Origin of the sequence: Streptomyces venezuelae (assembly GCF_008642335.1) — a bacterium.
In the GTDB taxonomy this organism is placed as follows: Bacteria; Actinomycetota; Actinomycetes; order Streptomycetales; family Streptomycetaceae; genus Streptomyces; species Streptomyces venezuelae_F.
This window is the reverse complement of the sequence record NZ_CP029191.1, coordinates 6,339,818-6,361,316: the sequence shown is the minus strand read 5'-3', so window position 1 is coordinate 6,361,316 and position 21,499 is coordinate 6,339,818. Positions and strand designations below refer to the sequence as shown.

Sequence of the window (21,499 nt, the reverse complement as noted above, 5' to 3'; positions counted from 1 at the left end):
CTGAGAAGGCCCCAGCCTATTGCCTCCCGCGGCACACGACGCCCGAGGCACCCGGCCCCCGCCGGGCTCCGGGCTAGTTCTCGTCCGCCAGGCTGTGCGAGAACAGCTTCAGGACGGGGACGCCCACCTTGTGGCGGGCCCGCGAGGCCCAGTCGCGGTGGAAGAACTCCTCCACGTAGTGCGGGTCGGTCAGGACGATGACCTCGTCGGCGCCCGCCTCGGCGACCAGCGCCTTGAGGGCGTCCAGCGGATGGTTCTCGATGAGCTGCCCCTGTGCCGCGCAGCCCGCCGCCCGCAGTGCCGTCAGGGAGACCTGCAGCGCCCGCTCGCCGAAGCCCGCCGCGTCCTGCCCCTCCGGGGTCTCGCCCTCGCGCGCCGCCTCGTCGAGCTCGCCGAGGGCGACGTCGTCGATGGCGCGCAGCAGCCGGTCCGCCTGGTCGCCCCGCGGCTGGAGCAGCACGTGGAAGGTGATGGGCTCGTCGCCGTGCAGGGTCGTGACGAACTCCACGTCGGCGGACGTCAGGGCCTTCTCGATCATCAATACGCTTGTGAACACGCCAGGCGCCCTTCTCATCCGTGGGCCCTCCTGAGGCCCTTGCGGAAACCATCCTGCCCCGTGCCCGCACGGGGTCTGCGAGATCTAGTGTGCCCAGCCGAAGCCAAACGGAACGGCTGATTCCGCCGATTGTCAGCTTCGACGGTATCGGGTGTAGAGGAACCCGGCCTCCTCCAGTACGGACGTCAGTACGAATTGATCGGGGTCCTTCAGGGCGGACCCGCCCGCGATCCGCTGCGCGTCCCCCGCGGTGAGCATCGGCGACACCGTCAGGCAGAGCTCGTCCAGTGCCCCCGCGGCCACGAACTGGCCGAGCAGCCGGGGCCCGCCCTCCGTGAGCAGCCGGGTGAGCCCGCGCTCGGCGAGGGCGGGCGCCACCCGCTCCGGCTCCACGGTCGCGCCCTCCCCCGCCACCACCACGACGGCGCCCGCGCGCTCCGCCGCGGCGATGCGGTCGGCCGGTGCGGCGGCCCCGGTGACGAGGAGCGTGGGCGTCACGGGCGAGGTGAAGAGCGGAACCGAGAAGTCCAGGTCGAGCCCGGCGCTGACCACCGCGATGGCGGGCGCCTCCGTCTGTCCGGCGTCGGCACGGTGGCGCGCGAAGACCTCGCGTGCCTTCGCCGGGCGGTAGCCCTCCTTCCGGACGGTCTCGGCGCCGACGATCACGACGTCCGCGAGGCCGCGCAGGGTGCCGAAGATCCGCATGTCGGTGGCGCCGGAGATCGGGTGGGAACGGCCGTCGTGGTGGGCCGCGCCGTCGAGGGTGGACACCATGTTGGCGCGCAGCCAGGTCGTCTCCCCCGCGGGGTAGGCGTAGGCCTCGGCCAGCTCGTCGAGGCTCCACTCCCGGTCGTCCGTATCACCCGTCCGAGGGGACGTCCGGTCATGTGTCCGGTCGGCTGTCCGATCATGTGTCCGGTCGGTCACGTCGGCTGTCTGGTCGGTCACAGGGAACAGGCGTCGCATGTCCGCAGTCTTGCACGCCCCCTAAACTGGGGAACCGTGTCGTCCTCCGCCGCCTCCGGGCACCACCCCATAGCCGAAGTGGCTCCGCTGTCGCTGTGCGCCCGCGAGCCCCACGTCCCCGCCGACCGGCTGGTCGCCGAGATGGTGCCGCCGCCGCGCTTCGAGACGGCCCGCTTCGACACGTACATCCCGGACCCTAACCAGCCGAGCCAGACCGAGGCGGTCCGCGTCCTGAGCGGCTTCGCGGCGGGGCTCGGCGGGGCGCACGCCAGCGGCGCGGGCAAGCGCCGCTGGTTCCAGAAGAAGGCGGCCGCCCCCGCGGGCCCCCGCGGCATCTACCTCGACGGCGGGTACGGCGTCGGCAAGACCCACCTGCTCGCCTCCCTCTGGCACGCGACGCCCGCCGCCCCCGAGCAGAAGGCGTTCGGCACGTTCGTCGAGCTGACGAACCTGGTCGGCGCGCTCGGCTTCCAGCAGACCGTGCGCACCCTCGGCGGACACCGGCTCCTCTGCATCGACGAATTCGAGCTCGACGACCCGGGCGACACGGTCCTCGTCTCCTCGCTGCTCTCCAAGCTCGTCGGGGAAGGCGTGGCGCTCGCCGCGACCTCGAACACGCTGCCGGGCAAGCTCGGCGAGGGCCGGTTCGCGGCCACGGACTTCATGCGCGAGATCCAGGGCCTGTCGTCCCACTTCACGGCGTTGCGGATCGACGGCGAGGACTACCGCCACCGCGGCCTTCCGGAGGCGCCCGCCCCGTACTCGGAGGAGCAGGTCACCAAGGCGGCGTACGCGACCGAGCGCGCCTCCCTCGACGACTTCCCGCACCTCCTCGACCACCTGTCCAAGGTCCACCCGAGCCGGTACGGCGCGCTGACCGACGACCTCGGCGCCGTCTGTCTGACCGACGTGACGCCGGTGCCGGACCAGTCGACCGCTCTGCGCCTTGTGGTGCTCGCCGACCGGCTGTACGACCGAGAGGTGCCGGTGCTCGCCTCCGGTGTCCCCTTCGACCGGCTCTTCAGCGAGGACATGCTCAACGGCGGGTACCGGAAGAAGTACTTCCGTGCCATCTCGCGGCTCACGGCGCTCGCGCGGGACGCCAAGGGGCTCGTGGGCGACTAGTCGCTGCTGCGGCGGTGACACGGGACGGCACGCGAAACGGAAGCTACGCGCGTGGTTCCCGTGCACCAGAGCGCGTGGTACACACATCCGGTCACATTCCTGTCCGCCAGCAGGAGGTTGCCCATCATGTCTGCCACTCGACGTCAGATGCTCGCCCGTTCCGGCGCCGTGGGTGCCGGAATCGCCTTCACCGGCGCGCTCTCCGAACTCTTCGCGGGCACCGCGGCCGCGCACGGCAAGGCCGGTTACGGCCCTCTCGTCCCCGACCCCAAGGGTCTGCTCGACCTGCCGAAAGGTTTCCGCTACAAGGTGCTCTCCCGTGAGGGCGACGCACTGCGGTCCGGTGAGGGCAAGGTGCCCAGCAACCACGACGGCATGGCCGCCTTCCGGGGCAGGCACGGCGGCGTCCACCTCGTGCGCAACCACGAGAACCGCGTCACCGGCAAGATCGGCGTGCCGACCGTCAAGGGCCTGACCTACGACCCGATGGCCAAGGGCGGCTGTACGGCGCTCTCGCTCGACCGGAGAAACGACGTCCTCGGCGAGCGCGTCGCCATCGCCGGGACCGCCGTCAACTGCGCGGGCGGGCCGACCCCTTGGGGCACTTGGCTGACCTGCGAGGAGACCGAGGACAAGGCCGGCACGAACGGCTACACCAAGGACCACGGTTTCATCTTCGAGGTCGACCCGGTGGACCCGCACCGCACCGGCGCGGTGCCGCTGACCGCGATGGGCCGCTTCCAGCACGAGGCCATCGCCGTCGACCCGAAGCGCGGCGTCGTCTACGAGACCGAGGACGCCTTCCAGAAGCCCTTCGGCCTGTTCTACCGCTTCCTGCCCAAGAAGCCCGAGGGCGGCCGCGGCTCGCTGCGCGCGGGCGGAAAGCTGCAGGCCATGCGGGTGCCCGGCGTGCCCGACCTGTCCGCCGTGCAGGAGACGGGCGCCTGCTTCGACGGGATCGAGTGGGTCGACGTACCGGACCCGCTGGCGGCGCGGACCCCCATCCGGCTGCAGGACTTCGGCCCCAAGGGCATCACGCACGCGCAGAAGCTGGAGGGCTGCTACTGGGGCGGCTCGTCCGTCTACTTCGTCTCGTCGTTCGCCCACAGCGCGGAGGGCTCGGCGGCCGATCACTTCGGCCAGATCTGGCGGTACGACCCGTCCAGGCGCCGCCTCACCCTCGTCATCGTGTTCGGTCCGAGCACCGACATCCAGCTGCCGGGCGAGTCCCCCGACAACATCTGCCTCGCGCCGAGCGGCGGCCTGATGGTGTGCGAGGACGGCAGCGGCGCCCAGCACGTGTACGGGCTCACGCGCGGCGGCGAGGTCTACGCGATGGCCCGCAACCGTCAGAACATCGGCACCCCGGAAGAGCCCGAGTGGGGCGAGTTCGCGGGCGTCACGTTCTCCCCCGACCACGACACGATGTACGTGAACTGCTACACGCCCGGCACGACGTTCGCGGTGACGGGCCCCTGGCACGAGTAGGGGCACGCGTCGCGGGGTGCCACGACAGTTCACTGCCGCGACAATTCACTGGCGGGCCCGGCTCCGCACGCACGACCATGGGCGGCATGAGCGACCAGAGCGACCTGAGCGACCGCCCCGAGCGATGGGGCCGGGCCACCATCTACCCCGACATGTGGGCCGATCCGGACGACGACCCGCGCGACAGCGAGGGGAACAGTCCGGACGGCGAGCTGCCGACGCTGCTCGACTTCCTGTCGGGGTACCGCATGACCCTGCGGATGAAGTGCGAGGGCCTGGACGCGGAGCAGCTCGCCCGCCGTTCGGTGCCTCCGTCGCCGATGTCGCTCCTCGGCCTGGTCCGCCATCTCGCCGAGGTGGAGCGGGACTGGCGCAACTGGATCAGCGAGGACCAGGCTCCGCGGCTGTGGGGCCCGAAGGACGCGGACTTCCACGGTGCGGTCGCGGACCCGGCGGTGGTCGACGAGGCGTTCGCCGCGCTGGAACGCGAGCAGGCCGCGACCGACGCGGTCCTCGCCGCCCACCCGGACCTGGGCGAGCGGCTCGGCAAGGACAGCACGTCGGTCCGCGAGCTGTTGGTGCACCGCGTCGAGGAGTACGCGCGGCACTGCGGACACGCGGACCTGCTGCGCGAGTGCGTCGACGGAAGAGTGGGCCAGTAGCAGGTGCCGGTGGACCCTATCCAGCAGTCACGGGGTAGTGGTCCGACAGGTTCGTGTAGGTGTACTCCTTGCCCCAGCTGGAGACCGTCCAGGGCGCGCTCTGCTCCTTGATCACGTTGTTGTGCCAGGTGGCGGGGCGGGCGTGGCCCTTGCGGTGCAGGACGTGGTCCAGGTCCTCGCGGGGGTCGTCGGGGTAGCGCTCGGCGGCGATCGAGTTGTCCCGGGTGTCGAAGGAGTACGGGTGGCCGGTGCGGCCGTCGGCGGGGGCGAGGCCCGCGTCGGCGAGCATCGAGGCGTACTCGGGGCTGCGCGAGTCGACGTTGAAGTCCCCGGCCACGACGACCTGTTCCCCGGCGGGGATGTTCTTGGCGTCCAGGAAGGCGTCCATCTCCTTGAACTGTTTCGCGCGGGTCGCCGCGGCCTCGCCGCTGCCGCAGCCGGGGTCGGTGGACTGGGCGTGGGTGCCGACGACGTGCGTCCTGACCCCGTTCACGTCCAGCACGGCGTAGACGAAGCCCTTGTTGGAGTACGCGTCGGACCCACAGGCGTCCTTGTAGACGTACTGCTCCTTGCGCACGATCGGCCACTTGCTGAGCACGGTCACGCCACCGTCCTCCGGCGTCACGGACGAGTACGCACCGCCGGTGGCGTCCCACCCGCTCTTCCCGCGCCCCATGACGGGCGTCTGGTGCGGATAGCGCCCCGCCGCGTTCGCCTTGAGCGCGTCGGACGAGGAGTTGTCGAACGCCTCCTGGAGCACGACGACGTCCTGCCCCCGGAAGAAGTCGGCGGCCGGTATCGCCTTCGCCCGGTGGTCCTGCCCCCAGTTCGGGTAGAGCGTCTTGCTGAACAGGAAGGTGTTGTACGTGAGCACCTTGAGCGGCGGCGGCGCGGCGGACGCGTCGGCGGCGGCCGCCGGGCCGACGGCGACGAGCGTGGCACCGGCGACCGCGGCGGCGACGACAGCGGCACGGGTCCTGCGCGGCACTGCATGCGACACGGAGACTCCTCGGAGTGGGGGGTGATTGCTGCGGGCCCGCACATCCAAGCAGCTGCGATTACGCCTGGGGATACATCGCGTGAACGCAGTCCGCGCTTCTCGGGCCCGCCCGTTCACCCGCCTCCTATCTCCGTCGCACCGGCAGGATCTGGGCGAAGGCGCGCAGGACGGCCGCGCGTTCCTCCGGGGCCGTGCCCCGGACCGCGATGGCGAGGGCGGCCAGAAAGGTCACGGCGATCACGACGACAGCGGCGAGCAGGAACTCAGGTGTTCCCGCGGCGAGTTCGATGAGAATGGTGGTCATGGCGGTTCCTCCGTCGGCAGGGCGGAGCGGGTGACGGTCGGAATCCCTTCAGGATTCCGGGGGGTGCCGAATGGCCGACGGAGACGCGTCCGACGTGGGTCGGAGGGCAGGGCTGCGTCCGGGGCCGGCCCCGGCGACCGGGGTCACATCCCGTGGGAACGGGCGCACATGCGCCGATAGTTCGCAGCCATGCTCATCACTCCCTGAGTGCGGACTCCCACCATGCCCTGTCATGCCGGTCGGGCGCCAGTGCACAACTGGCGCCCGACATCAGGGTGTTGCTCACATCTCTAGCCCCGGCCCGCCCCGACGAGCCGTACCTTGTCGACGCCGAGCAGTCCGGCGAGCGGCACCTTCGCCGTGGTCTGGCGGGGGTCGACCGTCGTGCCCTCGGCGCGCAGGATGTCGAGGAGCATGCCGGCCAGGGGCATCACCATGTGGCGGCCCCAGCAGCGCTCGGAGACGTGGCCGAAGGGGAGGTAGCCGGGGTGGTCGTCGGGGTCCAGGGTGGCCCAGCGGTCGGCGCGGAACACGTCGGGGTCGTCCCAGAGCTCCGGGTCGCGGTGGCTGAGCAGGGGCAGGAGCAGGACGTCGTCTCCGGTGCCGATGCGGGCGTCGAGGGCGGTGTACTCGGGGGACGCGTTGCGCAGGATGTTCCAGGACGGCGGGAGCAGCCGCATGGACTCGTACAGGATGTGCTCGTTGGGCGTCTCGTCGTCGAAGGGCGCCCCGAGCCAGTACGCGTTGGCGACGAGCGTGGACACGGTGAAGCAGACGGGCGCGGCGGCGCGCCGGTACAGGCCCATGGCGTAGCGGCGGTCGCCGTACGTCGCGGCGTTCGCCGTGAGCCCCGCGATGCTGGTGACGGGCGCGCCGGGGCGGAGCCTGCCGGGCAGGGCGGCGCCGGTCGCGATGACCGTCCACGTGAGCTTGGGCGTCAGCTCCAGCGTGCGGTCCATGAGGATGCGCAGCCGGTACGGGTCGGCGCCGAGGATCAGGTCGCGCAGGTAGACGTGGCCGATGTGCGGCCACTCCCCCGAGAGGTCGAGCCGTCCGGGCACGGGCTTCTTCAGCGCCGCCCGCACGTCACGGCCGATGGCCTGCATGACGGTGGCGGCCTCGGTGCGCGGGATGGAACGGCCGTGCAGTGGCTTGAACGTGGGGCGTTCGAGCTCGGTGGCGGGCCGCGCGGCGAGGATCTGGTCGGTGAGGACGGGCCCGGCGACGCCGACGGTGTCGTCGTCCAGGCGGAACACGTCCTGGCCGCGGTGGTCGCGCAGCAGGGCGTGGAGTCGCGGCGTGAAGACGGTGGTCCGCGCGAGCCGGTCGGTGCCGGAAATGGACATCGGGGATCTCCCAGGGCGGGAGGGCCGAGCCCGGCGGCCGGTTCGCGGCACGCCGGGCCCGGGCCTCAACGGCGCATTACGTCCCTGTAGTCGGCGACAGGCGGGCCGCCCGTCACCAACTGGGCCGGCCTAGTACCAGTGGTACCAGGCGTACGCCTTGAGGCTCTTCTCGCCGGTGATCTTCTTCTTGAGGGAGCGGACAACCTTCATGTGTACCTCCGGTCGGTTCCGTCGGCGTCCATGCGGGACATGGACCTGCGAGGAGCATCGACCCGCCCGATCAACGTCCGATAAACGGCCACGCGACGCGCGTGAGCGGAGCGTCAGCGGTCCGCATGCGCGCGCTCGCCGTCACAGGTCGGCGAGCGCGCCGTCCACCGTGGCGAGGAGGACGTCGCGGTCGTCCTGTACGCGGCTGAGGACGCGCAGCCCGTAGTACGTGCTCTGGACCCGCCGGGCCACGACCCTGGCGTCCCCGGTCGCGCGGATCTCCCCCGCGGCGCGCCCCGCCTCGACGACCGCGCACAGCTCGTCCTCGACCCGGTCGAAGCTGCGCCGCACGGCTTCCCTGACCTCCGGGTCGTACGCGGCGGCCTCGACGGCCGCGTTGATCGCGAAGCACCCGCGTGTACCCGCCGCATCCGTCGCGCCCGCCCGGCCGCCCTCACCGAGGTCGGCGTCGACGGAGTGCATCATCATGGCGCGCAGCCGCTCTTTCGCGGACCCGTCGCCGCGCAGGATCGCGACCTGCTCCTCGGTGGCGGTGTCGTGGTAGCGCCGCAGGGCCCGGAGGTAGAGCTGCCGCTTGCCGCCGAAGGTGTTGTAGAGGCTGGAGGGCCCGAGCCCCGTGCTGTCGCACAGGTCGCGCGTCGAGGTCGCTTCGTACCCGTGCCGCCAGAACGTCTCCATGGCCGCGGTGACGACGCGGTCCTCATCGAACTCCCGGGGTCTGGCCATGGCCCCACGGTAGACGTTTTGGAACGGACTTACAAAACGCACCGCCCGCCGTCCGCCGCTGCAGCACCGCCGCCCACAGCACGCCCGCCGCCCCCACTGCCGCCAGCGCGGCGCCGACCCAGGCCACCGAGGCGTAGCCGTACCCGGCGTCGATGGTCAGGCCGCCGAGGAGCGGGGCGACCGTGTTGCCGACGTTGAACGCGGCCGTGTTGGTCGCGCCGACCAGCGTGGGCGCGCCCGGCGCGAGGGCGAACACCCGTGACTGCAGGGCGGGGTTGGTGACGTAGCCGACGAGGCCGAGCAGGAAGACGAGGGCGATCACGGCGGCCGTGACGTGTGCCGTCAGCGCGAGCAGCGCGGAGAAGACGGCGAGGGCGCCGAGCCCCGCGCCGAGCGTGCCGAGGGGCCGTGTCTGGCCGGTGCGTCCGCCGATCACGATGCCCGCCATCCCGCCGACGCCGAACAGCGCGAGGACCGCGGGCACCCACCCTTCGGACACCCCGGTCACCTCGGTGAGCAGGGCGGCGAGGTAGCTGAAGGTGACGATGACGGCGCCGAAGGCGAAGGCGGTCACGGCGTACGAGAGCCAGAGTTGCGGCCGCGCCATGGCGCGCAGTTCGGCCCCGACGGAGGGCCGCTCGCCCTCGCCGCGGCCGCCCGGGACGACGAGCAGGGTGCAGACCGCGCTGACCGCGGTGGCCGCCGCCACCGCCCAGAACGCGGCGCGCCAGTCGGAGACCTGGCCGAGCAGCGTGCCCGCGGGGACGCCGACGATGGTGGCGAGCGTCAGCCCGCCCGCGACGACGGCGACCGCCCGCGCCTTGGCGTCCGCCGGGACGAGCGCGACCGCGGTGGCCACGGCGACGCCCCAGTACCCGGCGTACGCGAGCGCGCCGATCACGCGGGTCACGAACAGGACGGCGTAGCCGGGCGCGAGGGCGCCGACGACGTGCGCCACGACGAAGGCGGCCTGCAGCGAGACGAGCGCCGTGCGCCGCGGCCACCGGAGGGTGGCGACGGCGAGCAGCGGGGCGCCGACGACCATGCCGACCGCGAACGCCGAGATGAGCAGTCCGGCGTCGGGGACGGACACCCCGAGGTCGTCGGCCATGCCCGGCAGGAGCCCGGACAGCATGAACTCCGAGGTTCCTTGGGTGAAGATGCCCAACCCGACCATGTACACCGCGAGCGGCATGAAGGCGGCCCCCTTTTGTTGACACTTGACCGGCACATATTGAAGCGAGCGCTTCAGAACTGACGAAGGTGGACGCTAGCACATTCTGGATCGCTCACTTCAAAACCCACATGGCACGGATGCTCGCCGACGAGCGGGGGCGACACACGCCACCGGCCGGGCACGAGAAAGGCACCGCCACCATGAAGCTGCACACCCACGAGTGGGGAACCGGCGACCGCGTCGCCTTCCTGGTCCACGGGATCATGTCGGACCACCGCACGTGGCGGCGCGTGGGTCCCGCGCTCGCCGACAAGGGGTACCGCGTGATCGGCGTCGACCTGCGCGGCCACGGCGCGAGCGGGCGCGGCGAGTACGGCGCGGAGATCTTCGCGGACGACCTCGTCGACACGCTGCCGGTGGGTGCGGAGCTGGCGATAGGGCACTCGCTCGGCGGCCTCGCCCTGTCCCTCGCGGTGGAGCGGCTCGCGCCGGCGCGGGCCGTCTACTCCGACCCGGCGTGGGCGCTCGGCGGCGAGGGTTCGGTCGACCCCGCCCTGTTCGTGGAGTTCCGGCACATCCCGCGCGACGTCCTGGCGAAGTTCAACCCGCGCTGGGAGGCGGCCGACGTGGACGTGGAGATGGCGACGCTGGCGGTCTGGGATCCGGAGACCGCGCTCTCGATCTCCGGCGCGGGCGCCGTCGACCACACCCCGGCCGCGCCCGCCGTGCCGTCGCTCGTGCAGGTCGCGGACCCGAGCACCGTCGTCTCCGACACGCTCGCGGAGGAGCTGGCGCGGCGCGGCTTCGAGGTCCGCACGGTGCGGGGCGCGGGGCACACGATCCACCGGGACGACTTCGAGGGGTTCATGGGGTCGCTGGACGGCTGGCTGTGAACGCCGCGGAGGCCGGCGCGGGTGCGCGGCGGGCCCATACGGGTGGCGATACCCGGACCCGAGCCGCCCCACAGTCCCCCATAGTCGGATTTACTGCATTTCCACCCATATGTTCAGCGGGTGATCACTCTCGTACGGAGATGCGCCGCGCTCTGCGCCCTCGGCACCCTGACCGCCGCCCTCGCCGGCTGCGCCGGTGACACGTCCGGTGCCACGCCCGGTGAGGTCGGCCGCCCCGCCCACCCCCCGGCGAGCGCCGCAGCCCCCTCGCAGCCCGCCCCGCCCACACTGGCCCCCGGCCCCTCCGGCCTGACCCCCGTGTTCGAGAACGGCCCCCGGTCCCGCGGCCGCACCGTCGCCCTCACCTTCGACGCCGACATGACCGCGGACCAGGGCCCGCGCGCGGCGGCCGGCGAGCGGTTCGACAACCCCGCGCTGGTCGCCACGCTGCGGCGGCTGAGGGTACCGGCGACGTTCTTCATGACGGGGCGGTGGGCCGAGGAGTACCCGGCGCAGGCCAGGGCCATCGGCCGCGACCCGCTCTTCGAGGTCGCCAACCACTCGTACAGCCACCACGCCTTCACCGGCCGCTGCTACGGACTGCCCGCCGTCCCCGCCGCCCGGATGCGCGCCGACATGGAGCGCGCGTTCGCCGCGTTCCGCGCGGCCGGGGTCGAGCGCCCGGTGCCGTACTTCCGCTTCCCCGGCGGCTGCTACGACCAGCGGGCCCTGCGTGCCCTCGCTCCCGGCGGCGTCACCGCCGTGCAGTGGGACGTGGTCAGCGGCGACGCCTTCGCGACGGACTCCGCGGCGGTGGCCCGGCAGGTCCTCGACGGGGTTCGGCCCGGCTCGGTGGTCGTCATGCACTGCACACGCAGCGCGGCCCCCGCGACGGAACGCGCCCTGCGCACGATCATCCCGAAGCTGCGCGAACGCGGCTTCCGCTTCGTCCGGGTGTCGGAGCAGATCGGGGCGGCGGGGGGTGCGGGGGCGCGTGGTTAGGGGTGGCGGTATGACGGATTTAGGGTGGCGGTATGACGGATGAGGACGGGGTCACACCGGAAGCCACCGCCGACTGCGTGCTCTGCCGCTCGGGCTGACGCCACCACACCGCTCACCCCCGCCGCGAACTGAGCACGCACGCCCCCCACATCGCCGCCGCAGCGACGGCGAGCGCACCCGCGAGCGCGCCCAGCGGCAACGGCACCACGCCCTCCCGTGACCCGGTGGTCAGATCGGTGAGGACCGACTTCGCCGGGGAGCCCGTGGTGACGAGCAGGAGCAGCGCGCCGAGCAGCATCGCGGGCACGGACCGCCCCGCGGAACGCAGCAGCGGCCAGTTGGCCAGCGCGCCGAGCGCCGTGCCGAGCAACGCGCTCACCAGCATCGCGAGCAGCCCGACCGCACCCGCGGAGAGCCGCGGCACCGGCACCCGCGCGTTCGTGCTCGTCGCGTCGCTGATGGCCGTGACGACGACGGCCGCCACGCCGCCCAGCGCGGACGCCGCGAGGAACGCCGCGAGCAGCGAGGCGAGATGCGCGCGCCCCGGCCCCGCCGCCGCGGCGGTACAACTCCGGGCGGCGGGCGGCTCGTTGGTCACGCAGATCCGTACCAGCCAGGCGGCCACGGGCAGCAGCGCCCCGGCGGCGTACGCGAGCGAGTCGAGGATCGGCTGACCGCCCTGTACGCCGATGCCGAGGAATACGGCGTAGAGGATCACGGGCGGAAGCCAGCGCTGGGAGCGGACGAGCAGGGCGGTCTGGTACCGCAACAGAGCAGGGAGCGGGGCCAGAGAGGACAGAGAGGGCAGCGAGGACAGAGAAGGCTTCACAGTTCCTCGCCCCGCCCGCCGCCGCGCCGCTCGTCGGCCGTCGCGCGCACCGCCACCACGTGCCACGGCGGCCGCGCCGTCAGGAGTTCCCGCAGGACACGATCGGAGTGCGGCTCAGGGACGGTGAGGCGCGTGGTGCCGCCGTCGGAGGTGGTGGGGCGCATCCGCACGGCCGCCGCCACCGATCCCGGAAGCTCCGCGCCCCGCGGCCCCTGGACCTCGACGAGGACGACGGGCCCGTCCCCGTCGCGCATGTCACCCGACGCGGCGGAAGTGCCCTCTGGCGTACGCCGGTTCAGCGCCGTGCCGACCACGGCGTACGTCTCGTCCGCCACCCCCCGGAGCCGCCGCGGGTCGTGGTCGACGAAGACCACGGAACCGCCCGCCGCCGTACGGTCGGCCACCGCGCGGTCGAGCGTGGAGCGGGCGGGCGCGTCCAGACCCGTCCACGCCTCGTCGAGGACCAGCAGGTCGGGCTCGGCCAGCAGCGCCTGCGCCACGGCGACCTTCTGGCTGCTGCCCTTGGAGAGCTCCGAGAGCGGCGTACGCGCGTATCCGGCGGCGCCGAACAGCTCCAGCCACTCGCTCGCGCGCCGCCGCGCCGCACCGGCCCCGAGGCCATGCACGCGGCCCATGTGCGTGAGGTAGCCGAGGGCGGTGAACGGCAGGGCGGCGGGGAACCTCTCGGGGACGAACGCCGTGCGCCGACGCCCGGACACCCGCCCTTCGGACGGCGCGTCGATCCCGGCGAGCAGCCTCAACAGGGTTGATTTCCCCGTGCCGTTGGCCCCTTCGACGCGCACCAGGGAGCCCGCCCGTATGCCAAGGTCGACACCGCGCAGCACCCACGTGCCGCCCACGCCGTAGCGGCGGCCCACCCCGTCGAGCCGCACCGCAAGATCACGTTCCATGAGGGTCATCCTCGCGCACGGGCGGCGGCACCCGGCTGGCAGACTGACGGACGTGAGCAACGAAGAACCGACCACTCCCGACGCACCGGACCCGCAGGACAGCCCGTTCCGCCACGAGACCACCTCGCGCGACGAGGCACCGCAGTTCGTGCTGCCGCTCGTCGCCCGCATCGAGCGCGCCGCTCCCCCGGCCCGCACGGACGCCCTGGAGACCGCGGCCCGCGCCGTCCTGACCATCCTGAGCGACGAGCGGTCCCTCGGCGAAGGCCCCTGGGCGCAGGCGATGCGCGACTGGCAGGACGCCCGGATCCGCAAGGTGGTGCGCAGGGCGCGCGGCGCGGAGTGGCGCAGGGCCGAGGCGCTGCCGGGCATCACGGTCACCGGCAAGTCGGCGGAGGTGCGGGTCTACCCGCCCGTGCCCCTCGACGGCTGGCCCAAGGATCTGGCGCGCCTCCAGGTCTCGGGCACGGAACTCGACGACCCGGAGCCCCCGGCGGGGCCCGACCCGGCGCACCCCGTCCTGTGGATGAGCCCCGAGGTCGACATGTCGGCCGGCAAGTCGATGGCGCAGGCGGGGCACGGCGCGCAGCTGGCGTGGTGGGAGCTGTCCCCCGAGGATCGCGCGGCCTGGCGCGACGCGGGCTTCCCCCTCTCGGTCCGCACCGCCGACCCGGCCCGGTGGCGCGACCTCACGACGGGCGGACTCCCGGTGGTCCGCGACGCGGGCTTCACCGAGATCACCCCGGGTTCCTGCACGGTCGTGGCGGACCACCCGGCCCTGCGCCCCGGAAGGCGGCTCTGACCGACATCGTCACGACCGACCTCGTCACGACCGACATCTCGCGCCGCTGAACACCCCACCCGTATCTTCCGTACTCCCCGGTATCACCGGCGACACGGAGCACCACGGGAGGCACCTTGCGGCGCGTCAACGGCACGGCTCTGATCATCGCGGCACTCGTCGCCACGCTGGGGGCCATCGCGTTCCCCGTGTGGTCCTACGCCGACCGGTCGAGCACCGGGCCCGCCAATCTGGCCGCCGGGTCCGTGGCCACGCAGTGGGGGCCGCTGTCCGCGGCCGACCGGGACCTGCTCGTGAAGGTGCGGCTCGCCGGGCTGTGGGAGATACCCGCGGGGCAGCAGGCCGTCGAGCGCGCGCCGACCGAGGCCATCAAGGAGGCGGGCGACCACCTCATCGTCGGGCACACCGACCTCGACAAGCGCACGCGCACCGTGGCCGCGCAGCTCGGCGTCGAGCTGCCCAACCAGCCGACCGACCAGCAGCAGGGGTGGCTCGACGAACTGTCGGCGGCGAGCGGCGAGACGTACCAGCGGAAGTTCGCGAACCTGCTGCGGGTCTCGCACGGGAAGGTGTTCAGCGTCATCGCGCAGGTCCGCGACAGCACCCGCAACTCGCTGATCCGACAGCTCGCCACGGACTCCAACCAGACCGTCCTCGACCACATCACGATGCTGGAGGCGACCGGGCTCGTCGACTTCGACGCGATCGCGAACGGCGCCGCGTCGACCGCGACCGCCAGCCCCACAGGCCCGCCCAAGCCCTCCGGAGCCGCACCTCCCGAGCCCGCGCCGGCCGGGCCGAGCGGCGACGTCTCCACCACGTCGAGGCCCTCGCCGGGGCCGCCCGGGGAGATCGACACCGGTCGGCCGGAACCTCAAATGTAGCTCTGAACGTCTCCTCCCGAGGGTTCGATCCGAACGGCCTGGGCCATGGTCCTGGCAACGGGGGACGAAGGGGGAGCTGACATGGGGCAGCCGAGAGAGCGGCTGGGAACGGGGATCGGCTGGCGGCCCGAGATCGCGGGCGCCGTGGAGGACATGCCCGGCATCGACTGGGTCGAGGTCGTCGCGGAGAACGTGTGTCCCGGGCATCTGCCCGACTCGCTGCTACGGCTGCGCGAGCGCGGGGTGACCGTCGTGCCGCACGGTGTCTCGCTGGGGCTCGGTGGCGCGGACCGTCCCGACGAGGGGCGGCTCGCGGCGCTGGCCGAGCGTGCCGTGGCGCTCGGGGCGCCGCTGGTCACCGAGCACATCGCGTACGTACGCGCGGGCGGCGCCCTCACCGCGACACAGCCGCTCGAGGCCGGGCACCTGCTGCCGGTGCCGCGCACGCGCGACGCGCTGGACGTCCTGTGCGAGAACGTCCGGGTCGCCCAGGACGCGCTGCCCGTGCCGCTCGCCGTCGAGAACATCGCGGCGCTGATCTCCTGGCCGGGCGAGGAGATGACGGAGGGGCAGTTCCTGTACGAGCTGGTGGAGCGCACCGGCGTACGGCTCCTCATCGACGTCGCCAACCTCCACACCAACCACGTCAACCGCGGCGAGGACCCGGCCAAGGCGCTGGACGAACTGCCGGTCGAGGCCATCGCGTACGTCCACGTGGCGGGCGGCTTCGAGCGGGAGGGCGTCTGGCACGACAGCCACGCGCACCCCGTGCCCGAGCCGGTGCTCGCGATCCTCGCCGACCTCGCGTCGCGCGTCTCCCCGCCCGGGGTCCTGCTGGAGCGCGACGAGAACTTCCCCGAACCGGCTGAGCTGGAGCGGGAGTTGGACGCCATCCGGGCGACGGTGAAGACGTCGGGGGGCCTCGTCGTGGGCCCCGGCGGCGAGCGCCGTGACGTTCCCGCCGCCTCCGACGCGGCCCGGCAGCGCACCGCCGTCGCCCAGGCCGCCCTCCTCTCCGCGCTCGTCGCGGGCACCCCGGCGCCCGAGGGCTTCGACCACGCGCGCCTGAAGGTGCAGAGCCGCGCGCTGGCCGCCAAGCGGGCCGACGTCGTCGCGAAGGTCGCGCCGGAGCTGCCGGAGATCCTCGGCGCGGCGTACCGCGACGAGTTCCTCGCGTACGCGCGCACGCGGCCCATGACCGGCGGCTACCGGCACGACGCGCTGGCCTTCGCCGAGCACCTGATGCTCGCGGGGCGCCCCGAGGACGCGGACGCCCGGCGGGAGCTGCGCGACTGGTGGCTTGAGCGTTCCGGGCCCGCCCCGCTGTCGAAGCGGCCCGCGGCGAGACTGCTGCACGCCACCCGCCGGGTCCTGCTGAGGCGGTGACGCCGTGACCGTCGTGGCGATGGTGTACACGGTCGTGGTCGCGCTCGCCGCCACCGAGCTGATCCGGGGCGTGGCGGCGGCCCGCCGCACCGGGTCCCCGTACCGGGGCAGGCAGCCGCTCGACGCCGAGCACGGGGTGTACGTCGGCGGGACGCTGGAGGCCGCGTTCCTCGCCGGTGGCCCCGCCCGCGTCGCGGACGCGCTGCTCGCGGGTCTTCACGAGGACGGCCGACTGGTCGTCGTGGGCCCCGGCGTCGTCGGGATCACCGGCCCGGCCGGCGGGAACGCCGCCGAGCAGGCGGTCATCGACGCCCACGCGGCGGCGCCCAGCGGCGCGCTGCACGGGCTGCGGATCGCCGTGATGCGCAGCCTGCCGGTGCAGGAGACGGGCGAGGCCCTCGCGCGCCGGGGGCTCCTGGTGCGGCCGGGGCGCCAGCGGAAGTGGCGCGCGTGGGCCGGGACGCAGGTCGCCCTGACCCTGGTCGGGTTCGTGGTGTGCGCGGGCGCGGCGCTGCTGCTGTCCGCCGGCGACATCGAGCTGCCGGGCGGTTCGCAGTCGCCGCTCGTCGACATCCTGGTCATGCTGCCCGGCGCCGCGTTCGGCGTCGTGAGCGGCGCGGTCTGCCTCGCGGTCACCTCGAAGCAGATCACGGTGGCGGGACGGTACGCGCTGCGGCAGTACGTCGCCGCGACGCGGCACCAGCCGGGCGCGGCGCACCAAGTGGCGACGCGCGGCCTCTCGCGGGCCCACCCGGACATCCGGTCCCACCTGATCGCGGCGGCCCGCGTCCGGGTCCCGCCGACGGCCGCCGACGAGCCCGGGCGCGCCGGACACCAGAACGCGGCCGCGTGGAACTCGGGGGGCGGCGGTGGCGGCGGGGGCACTCCGGCCTGGTGCGGCATCGACGCGGGCGACGACGGCGGTTTCGCCTGCTCGGGCAGCGGCGGTCCCTCCTGTTCGGGCGGCGGCTCGTCGTGCGGCGGTGGCTGCGGGTCCTCGTGCGGCGGGGGCGGTGGCGGCGGCTCGTCCTGCGGGGGCGGGTCGTCCTGAGCGGACCGTCCTGCGCTCCCTGATGTCCCGCGGGGGCGCACGCCGCGCCCATCGACTCAGCGTCCCGGTACGGCAGGTGACGTACTCCCCGCCGTATCGGGCCGCGCACCTCCCCCGGCGCACTAACGTGCGGTGCCGCACCAGGAGGCACCATGCGATTACGAACCATCAACGGCACCGGCCTCATCGTCGCGGGACTCGTCGCGACCCTGGCCGCACTGCTCTTTCCCCTCTGGTCCTACGAGGACCGCTCCGGCACCCCGCTCGACCTGCTCGACGCCGACACCGTGTCCACCGACTTCGGGCCGCTCTCCGCCCTGGACCGGGACTTCATCACCAAGGTCCGCCTCGCGGGGCTGTGGGAGCTGCCCGCCGGGCAGCAGGCGGAGGAGCGCGGCACCACGAAAGCCATACGGACCGCGGGGAAGCACCTCGTGGAGGGCCACACGTTCCTCGACGCGCGCGTACGCGAGGTCGCCACCCGGCTCGACCTCGAACTGCCCAGCCAGCCGAACGCCCAACAGCGCGACTGGCTCGCGGAGTTGAGCAGCGCCCGCGGGGAGACGTACAACGAGGAGTTCGCGAACATCCTGCGCCGCGCGCACGGCAAGGTGTTCTCCGTCGTCGCCGACGTGCGCGCGAACACCCGCAACTCGCTCGTGCGCGACCTGGCCGACGACACGAACACGACCGTCCTCGACCACATCACGGTCCTCGAGCAGACCGGCCTCGTCGACTTCGAGGGCCTCGCCCGGGACGCGGCGTCCACCGGACCCGATGCCCCCGCGACCCGCTCCCCGGCCCCGCCGGGTCCCACGGACGCCCCCGGCTCCGCGACCCCGGTCACCCCTTCGCCCACGTTCCCGCTGCCGCCCGCGGCCTCCCGCCCCAGGCCGGACACCGGTCGACCGTGAAAACGGAACGTTACCCACCCGTCACCCCGTGTCCACATACTGGAAACGCCATGGCGCAATGCGGCGCCTTCGCATAGAAAACCGCCATGTTCTGGGTCCCTCTGCTCCTCCTCGCCTGCGCCGCCGCCGGTCTGTCCTGTGGCCGGCTCTGCCTCGCCACGAGCCGCGCCGCCGTCCAGGAGCGGTCCGCGGGTGACGGGCGCGAACTCACCCTGTACGAGACGGCGTTCCTCTCCGGAGGCCCCTCCCGGGTGGCCGACGTGACGCTCGTCGCGATGGCCAGGGCGCGCCGCCTGCTGATCGCGCACACCGGCTGGGCGACCGTCGTCGACCCGGTGGGCCGCGACGACATGGAGCGTTCCGTGCTCGGCGCGATCGGCCCGGCCGGGCAGTCGCGGATAGCGCCGATACGCCTCGGCGCCTCGGCCGCACACCCGGTGCGGGCGCTCGCGGACCGGCTCGTCGCGGCGGGGCTGGCCGTACCGGACGGCCTCGGCGCGGGGGTCGCGGCCGCGGTGCGGCAGGTGTGGGCGGCGACGGGCGCGGTGCTCGCCCTCGGCACCGTGGCGGTGCTGATGCCCGCCCAGGGTCCCGCGGCGACCGGCCAGGTGCCGGTCGCGGTCTGGTTCTCGCTGCCACTGCTGCTGTGCGTGGCGTGTCTGGTCATCGCGCGCGTCGAGGTGCATCCGTACACGCGGTGGGCGTCCCCCGCGGGCCAGCGGCTCCTCGGTGCGGTGCCGTCGGGCGGCGAGGAGCTCACGGCCGTCGCCGTGCGCGGGGTGCGCGCCACGGGGGACCCGGAGCTGCGGGCGGCGTTCGCCCACCGGCCGCGCAGGTGAGCGGTCCGGGCCCAGTGGAGGGCATTGCACCGACACCCGGACGCCGGTGCTTTACATAGCCAAATACCACAAGATAGACAAGCGCGATGAGAGCAGCCGCCGCCCGGTACGGAACCGCCGGGTCCCTGGTCCTGACCGCCCTCGTCGCCGCCCCCGCGGGAAGTGCGACCGGCACCCCTCCCTCCCCCGAGGAGCACGGCGTCGCCGTCGCCGCCCAGCGCGCCGAGGCCGCCGGGATCCGCTGGGGCACCTGCCCGAAGGCCGAAGGCCTCCCCCCGTCCGTCCGGTGCGGCACCGTCACCGTGCCGCTCGACTACGCCCACCCCGACGGCAAGCGCATCAAACTGACCGTCAGCCGCACGAAGGCCACGAAGAAGAGCGCGGGCAAGGCGGTCGCACGCCAGGGCGCGCTGGTCTTCAACCCGGGCGGCCCCGGTGCGTCGGGCACGTACTTCCCGCTGGTGGGCGTCATGCCCGAGTGGAAGCGCATCGCGGCGGCGTACGACCTGGTCGGCTACGCGCCGCGCGGGGTCGGCCGGTCCGCACCCCTCTCCTGCCAGGATCCGAAGGACTTCTCGCACGCGCCCTCCCAGGCGCCGACGCACCCCGACGACGCGTACAAACAGAAGCGGATCGCGCGGGCGAAGGCGTACGCGCGCGGGTGCATGAAACGCAACCCCGGCGTACGCCACTTCACGACGCTGAACAACGCGCGCGACCTCGACGTGCTGCGGGCGGCGCTCGGCGAGAAGAGGCTGACGTTCATGGGGGCGTCGTACGGCACGTACTTCGGGGCGGTCTACGCGACGCTGTACCCGTCACACGTGCGCCGCATGGTCTTCGACTCGGCGGTGAACCCCGACCCCGAGCAGATCTGGTACCGCAACAACCTCGACCAGTCGCTGGCCTTCGAGCGGCGCTGGGCGGACTTCCGCACCTGGGTGGCCAAGCACGACAAGACGTACCACCTGGGCGAGACGCCCGACGACGTCCTGCGCAGCTACGAGAAGGTGAACGCCGCGCTGGCCCGCAAGCCCGCGGGCGGCAAGGTCGGGCCCGGCCAGCTGCAGTCCGCGTTCCTCCAGGCCGGGTACTACGACGACTACTGGCCGACCCGCGCGGCGGCGCTCTCCGCCTACCTGAAGGGCAACCCGAAGCCGCTCATCGAACAGGCGGCGCCCGAGCCGCGCGGCGCCGCCCAGAGCGAGAACGGCAACGCGGTCTACACGGCCGTCGAGTGCAACGACGCGGCCTGGCCCACGGACTTCGCCACCTGGGACCGCGACAACTCGGAGCTGGCGCGCGTGGCGCCCTTCGAGACCTGGGACAACGCGTGGATGAACCTGCCGTGCGCCTACTGGAAGGCGCCCCGGCAGCAGCCCGTCGACGTGGGCACGCCGGAGGGCGCGCTCCCGCCGACCCTGATCCTGGCCGCCGAACGCGACGCGGCGACCCCCTACCAGGGCGCGCGGGAGCTGAACCGCAGACTGTCGGGCTCGGCCCTGGTCACCGAACGCGCCGCCGGCACGCACGGCATCGCGGGCGGCCCCAACAAGTGCGTGAACAGCCACCTGGACGCCTACCTCCTGAAGGGCGAGCTCCCCGTGCGGCGCGCGGCGTCGTGCGCCCCGCACAAGGAGCCCAGGCCGTCCACGGAGGTGCGGGCGGCGCTCCCCAGGGAGCGCTAGGCGAGGCCCGCCACGAGCTCGGCCACGGACTTGCGGCGGCCGGTGTAGAACGGGACCTCTTCGCGCACGTGCATGCGGGCCTCGGAGGCGCGCAGGTGACGCATGAGGTCGACGATGCGGTACAGCTCGTCGGCCTCGAAGGCCAGCAGCCATTCGTAGTCGCCGAGCGAGAACGACGCGACCGTGTTGGCGCGCACGTCGGGGTAGCCGCGGGCCATCTTGCCGTGGTCGGCGAGCATGCGGCGGCGGTCCTCGTCGGGCAGCAGGTACCAGTCGTAGGAGCGCACGAAGGGGTAGACGCTGACATAGTTGCGGGGCGTCTCGTCGGCGAGGAACGCCGGGATGTGCGACTTGTTGAACTCGGCGGGGCGGTGCAGCGCCATGTTCGACCAGACCGGCTCCAGGGCGCGGCCGAGCTTCGTGCGGCGGAAGAGGTTGTAGGCCTCCTGCAGCTCGTCGGCGGTCTCGGCGTGCCACCAGATCATGACATCGGCGTCGGCGCGCAGGCCCGAGACGTCGTAGGTGCCGCGGACGGTGACGTCCTTGGCGGCGAGCTGGTCGAACAGGTCCTGGACCTCTTCGGCGTAGCCCGCGCGCTGCTCGGGCAGCACGTCGCGCAGCTTGAAGACGGACCACAGGGTGTAGCGGATGACCTCGTTGAGGTCCTTGGCCTTCTTGCCCGCGTTGGGCGTCTTGGCGGGGGCGTCGTCACTCATGAC

At 73.2% G+C, this 21,499-nt stretch carries 23 protein-coding genes; 12 read left to right on the top strand and 11 right to left on the bottom strand.

Features of this window, described 5'->3' with window-relative positions; translation table 11 throughout:
• Window positions 1-73: 73 nt before the first annotated feature.
• Window positions 74-556: an indole-3-glycerol phosphate synthase gene (locus tag DEJ49_RS28640; RefSeq protein ID WP_150186772.1), complete on the bottom strand. Its 483-nt coding sequence runs from the start codon at window positions 554-556 to the stop codon at window positions 74-76.
• Between the two features lie 132 nt (window positions 557-688).
• Window positions 689-1,522 (bottom strand): pyrimidine reductase family protein, encoded by an 834-nt coding sequence (locus DEJ49_RS28635; protein WP_150186771.1) that lies wholly within the window; start codon window positions 1,520-1,522, stop codon window positions 689-691.
• Window positions 1,523-1,558: 36 nt separating this feature from the next.
• Here DEJ49_RS28635 and zapE point away from each other — a divergent pair, with 36 nt between their 5' ends.
• The 3 genes from zapE to DEJ49_RS28620 all read left to right on the top strand — a co-directional run bounded on the left by zapE (window position 1,559) and on the right by DEJ49_RS28620 (window position 4,797).
• Complete coding sequence (zapE, locus tag DEJ49_RS28630; protein ID WP_223833027.1) at window positions 1,559-2,647, top strand: cell division protein ZapE; 1,089 nt, start codon at window positions 1,559-1,561, stop codon at window positions 2,645-2,647.
• Between the two features lie 126 nt (window positions 2,648-2,773).
• The gene (locus DEJ49_RS28625) at window positions 2,774-4,135 is read left to right on the top strand and encodes a PhoX family protein (protein ID WP_150186769.1); all 1,362 of its coding nucleotides are present in this window, start codon (window positions 2,774-2,776) and stop codon (window positions 4,133-4,135) included.
• A gap of 77 nt (window positions 4,136-4,212) precedes the next feature.
• Window positions 4,213-4,797 (top strand): DinB family protein, encoded by a 585-nt coding sequence (locus DEJ49_RS28620; protein WP_411757206.1) that lies wholly within the window; start codon window positions 4,213-4,215, stop codon window positions 4,795-4,797.
• Window positions 4,798-4,813: 16 nt separating this feature from the next.
• Here the strand turns inward: DEJ49_RS28620 and sph are convergent, their stop codons facing one another.
• The 6 genes from sph to DEJ49_RS28595 all read right to left on the bottom strand — a co-directional run bounded on the left by sph (window position 4,814) and on the right by DEJ49_RS28595 (window position 9,599).
• A complete protein-coding gene (gene sph, locus DEJ49_RS28615) occupies window positions 4,814-5,797 on the bottom strand; it encodes a sphingomyelin phosphodiesterase (RefSeq protein ID WP_150186768.1) in 984 nt (327 codons plus the stop codon).
• 124 nt (window positions 5,798-5,921) lie between these two features.
• Window positions 5,922-6,101 (bottom strand): hypothetical protein, encoded by a 180-nt coding sequence (locus DEJ49_RS28610; RefSeq protein ID WP_150173453.1) that lies wholly within the window; start codon window positions 6,099-6,101, stop codon window positions 5,922-5,924.
• 290 nt (window positions 6,102-6,391) lie between these two features.
• Complete coding sequence (locus DEJ49_RS28605) at window positions 6,392-7,447, bottom strand: cytochrome P450 (protein WP_150186767.1); 1,056 nt, start codon at window positions 7,445-7,447, stop codon at window positions 6,392-6,394.
• A gap of 129 nt (window positions 7,448-7,576) precedes the next feature.
• The gene (locus DEJ49_RS37020) at window positions 7,577-7,657 is read right to left on the bottom strand and encodes a tryptorubin family RiPP precursor (RefSeq protein ID WP_223828759.1); all 81 of its coding nucleotides are present in this window, start codon (window positions 7,655-7,657) and stop codon (window positions 7,577-7,579) included.
• 141 nt (window positions 7,658-7,798) lie between these two features.
• On the bottom strand, window positions 7,799-8,404 hold the full coding sequence (locus tag DEJ49_RS28600; protein ID WP_150186766.1) for a TetR/AcrR family transcriptional regulator: 606 nt from the start codon (window positions 8,402-8,404) through the stop codon (window positions 7,799-7,801).
• Window positions 8,379-9,599: a Cmx/CmrA family chloramphenicol efflux MFS transporter gene (locus tag DEJ49_RS28595; RefSeq protein ID WP_150186765.1), complete on the bottom strand. Its 1,221-nt coding sequence runs from the start codon at window positions 9,597-9,599 to the stop codon at window positions 8,379-8,381. Before DEJ49_RS28595 ends, DEJ49_RS28600 begins: the two co-directional genes overlap by 26 nt.
• Window positions 9,600-9,781: 182 nt before the next feature.
• On the opposite strand from DEJ49_RS28595, the gene DEJ49_RS28590 reads away from it, so the two are divergent.
• On the top strand, window positions 9,782-10,474 hold the full coding sequence (locus DEJ49_RS28590) for an alpha/beta fold hydrolase (protein ID WP_150188527.1): 693 nt from the start codon (window positions 9,782-9,784) through the stop codon (window positions 10,472-10,474).
• 120 nt (window positions 10,475-10,594) lie between these two features.
• Entirely contained in the window at window positions 10,595-11,476 is an 882-nt protein-coding gene (locus DEJ49_RS28585; RefSeq protein WP_150186764.1) for a polysaccharide deacetylase family protein, read from the top strand.
• 112 nt (window positions 11,477-11,588) lie between these two features.
• Here DEJ49_RS28585 and DEJ49_RS28580 read toward each other — a convergent pair whose 3' ends face one another.
• On the bottom strand, window positions 11,589-12,305 hold the full coding sequence (locus DEJ49_RS28580) for an ABC transporter (RefSeq protein WP_223833026.1): 717 nt from the start codon (window positions 12,303-12,305) through the stop codon (window positions 11,589-11,591).
• Window positions 12,302-13,216, bottom strand: coding sequence for an ATP-binding cassette domain-containing protein (locus DEJ49_RS28575; RefSeq protein ID WP_150186763.1), 915 nt, complete (start codon window positions 13,214-13,216; stop codon window positions 12,302-12,304). Before DEJ49_RS28575 ends, DEJ49_RS28580 begins: the two co-directional genes overlap by 4 nt.
• On the opposite strand from DEJ49_RS28575, the gene DEJ49_RS28570 reads away from it, so the two are divergent.
• The 7 genes from DEJ49_RS28570 (at window position 13,215) to DEJ49_RS28540 (ending at window position 20,780) form a co-directional block, all read left to right on the top strand.
• The gene (locus DEJ49_RS28570; protein ID WP_150186762.1) at window positions 13,215-14,018 is read left to right on the top strand and encodes a peptidyl-tRNA hydrolase; all 804 of its coding nucleotides are present in this window, start codon (window positions 13,215-13,217) and stop codon (window positions 14,016-14,018) included. The genes DEJ49_RS28575 and DEJ49_RS28570 overlap by 2 nt on opposite strands.
• A gap of 116 nt (window positions 14,019-14,134) precedes the next feature.
• Window positions 14,135-14,902, top strand: coding sequence for a DUF4142 domain-containing protein (locus DEJ49_RS28565; protein WP_150186761.1), 768 nt, complete (start codon window positions 14,135-14,137; stop codon window positions 14,900-14,902).
• Between the two features lie 81 nt (window positions 14,903-14,983).
• Window positions 14,984-16,288, top strand: a complete 1,305-nt coding sequence (locus tag DEJ49_RS28560; protein ID WP_150186760.1) for a DUF692 domain-containing protein — start codon at window positions 14,984-14,986, stop codon at window positions 16,286-16,288.
• Between the two features lie 4 nt (window positions 16,289-16,292).
• Window positions 16,293-17,339, top strand: coding sequence for a TIGR04222 domain-containing membrane protein (locus DEJ49_RS28555; protein ID WP_150186759.1), 1,047 nt, complete (start codon window positions 16,293-16,295; stop codon window positions 17,337-17,339).
• Between the two features lie 152 nt (window positions 17,340-17,491).
• A complete protein-coding gene (locus DEJ49_RS28550; RefSeq protein ID WP_150186758.1) occupies window positions 17,492-18,253 on the top strand; it encodes a DUF4142 domain-containing protein in 762 nt (253 codons plus the stop codon).
• Window positions 18,254-18,339: 86 nt separating this feature from the next.
• Entirely contained in the window at window positions 18,340-19,092 is a 753-nt protein-coding gene (locus DEJ49_RS28545) for a TIGR04222 domain-containing membrane protein (RefSeq protein WP_150186757.1), read from the top strand.
• An 86-nt stretch (window positions 19,093-19,178) separates the two neighbouring features.
• Window positions 19,179-20,780 (top strand): alpha/beta hydrolase, encoded by a 1,602-nt coding sequence (locus DEJ49_RS28540; protein ID WP_150186756.1) that lies wholly within the window; start codon window positions 19,179-19,181, stop codon window positions 20,778-20,780.
• Here the strand turns inward: DEJ49_RS28540 and hemQ are convergent.
• Window positions 20,777-21,496 (bottom strand): hydrogen peroxide-dependent heme synthase, encoded by a 720-nt coding sequence (gene hemQ / locus DEJ49_RS28535; protein ID WP_150173417.1) that lies wholly within the window; start codon window positions 21,494-21,496, stop codon window positions 20,777-20,779. The two genes, DEJ49_RS28540 and hemQ, sit on opposite strands and share 4 nt — an antisense overlap.
• Window positions 21,497-21,499: the final 3 nt, after the last annotated feature.

What these genes read in the sequence shown, in the direction of transcription:
- DEJ49_RS28635 (WP_150186771.1), bottom strand. Translation starts at nt 1,522, where the DNA reads ATGCGACGCCTGTTCCCTGTGACCGACCAGACAGCCGACGTGACCGAC.
- DEJ49_RS28625 (WP_150186769.1), top strand. Translation starts at nt 2,774, where the DNA reads ATGTCTGCCACTCGACGTCAGATGCTCGCCCGTTCCGGCGCCGTGGGT.
- DEJ49_RS28620 (WP_411757206.1), top strand. Translation starts at nt 4,213, where the DNA reads ATGGGCGGCATGAGCGACCAGAGCGACCTGAGCGACCGCCCCGAGCGA.
- DEJ49_RS28610 (WP_150173453.1), bottom strand. Translation starts at nt 6,101, where the DNA reads ATGACCACCATTCTCATCGAACTCGCCGCGGGAACACCTGAGTTCCTG.
- DEJ49_RS28605 (WP_150186767.1), bottom strand. Translation starts at nt 7,447, where the DNA reads ATGTCCATTTCCGGCACCGACCGGCTCGCGCGGACCACCGTCTTCACG.
- DEJ49_RS37020 (WP_223828759.1), bottom strand. Translation starts at nt 7,657, where the DNA reads ATGAAGGTTGTCCGCTCCCTCAAGAAGAAGATCACCGGCGAGAAGAGC.
- DEJ49_RS28600 (WP_150186766.1), bottom strand. Translation starts at nt 8,404, where the DNA reads ATGGCCAGACCCCGGGAGTTCGATGAGGACCGCGTCGTCACCGCGGCC.
- DEJ49_RS28595 (WP_150186765.1), bottom strand. Translation starts at nt 9,599, where the DNA reads ATGCCGCTCGCGGTGTACATGGTCGGGTTGGGCATCTTCACCCAAGGA.
- DEJ49_RS28590 (WP_150188527.1), top strand. Translation starts at nt 9,782, where the DNA reads ATGAAGCTGCACACCCACGAGTGGGGAACCGGCGACCGCGTCGCCTTC.
- DEJ49_RS28570 (WP_150186762.1), top strand. Translation starts at nt 13,215, where the DNA reads ATGAGGGTCATCCTCGCGCACGGGCGGCGGCACCCGGCTGGCAGACTG.
- DEJ49_RS28575 (WP_150186763.1), bottom strand. Translation starts at nt 13,216, where the DNA reads ATGGAACGTGATCTTGCGGTGCGGCTCGACGGGGTGGGCCGCCGCTAC.
- DEJ49_RS28560 (WP_150186760.1), top strand. Translation starts at nt 14,984, where the DNA reads ATGGGGCAGCCGAGAGAGCGGCTGGGAACGGGGATCGGCTGGCGGCCC.
- DEJ49_RS28550 (WP_150186758.1), top strand. Translation starts at nt 17,492, where the DNA reads ATGCGATTACGAACCATCAACGGCACCGGCCTCATCGTCGCGGGACTC.
- DEJ49_RS28545 (WP_150186757.1), top strand. Translation starts at nt 18,340, where the DNA reads ATGTTCTGGGTCCCTCTGCTCCTCCTCGCCTGCGCCGCCGCCGGTCTG.
- DEJ49_RS28540 (WP_150186756.1), top strand. Translation starts at nt 19,179, where the DNA reads ATGAGAGCAGCCGCCGCCCGGTACGGAACCGCCGGGTCCCTGGTCCTG.
- hemQ (WP_150173417.1), bottom strand. Translation starts at nt 21,496, where the DNA reads ATGAGTGACGACGCCCCCGCCAAGACGCCCAACGCGGGCAAGAAGGCC.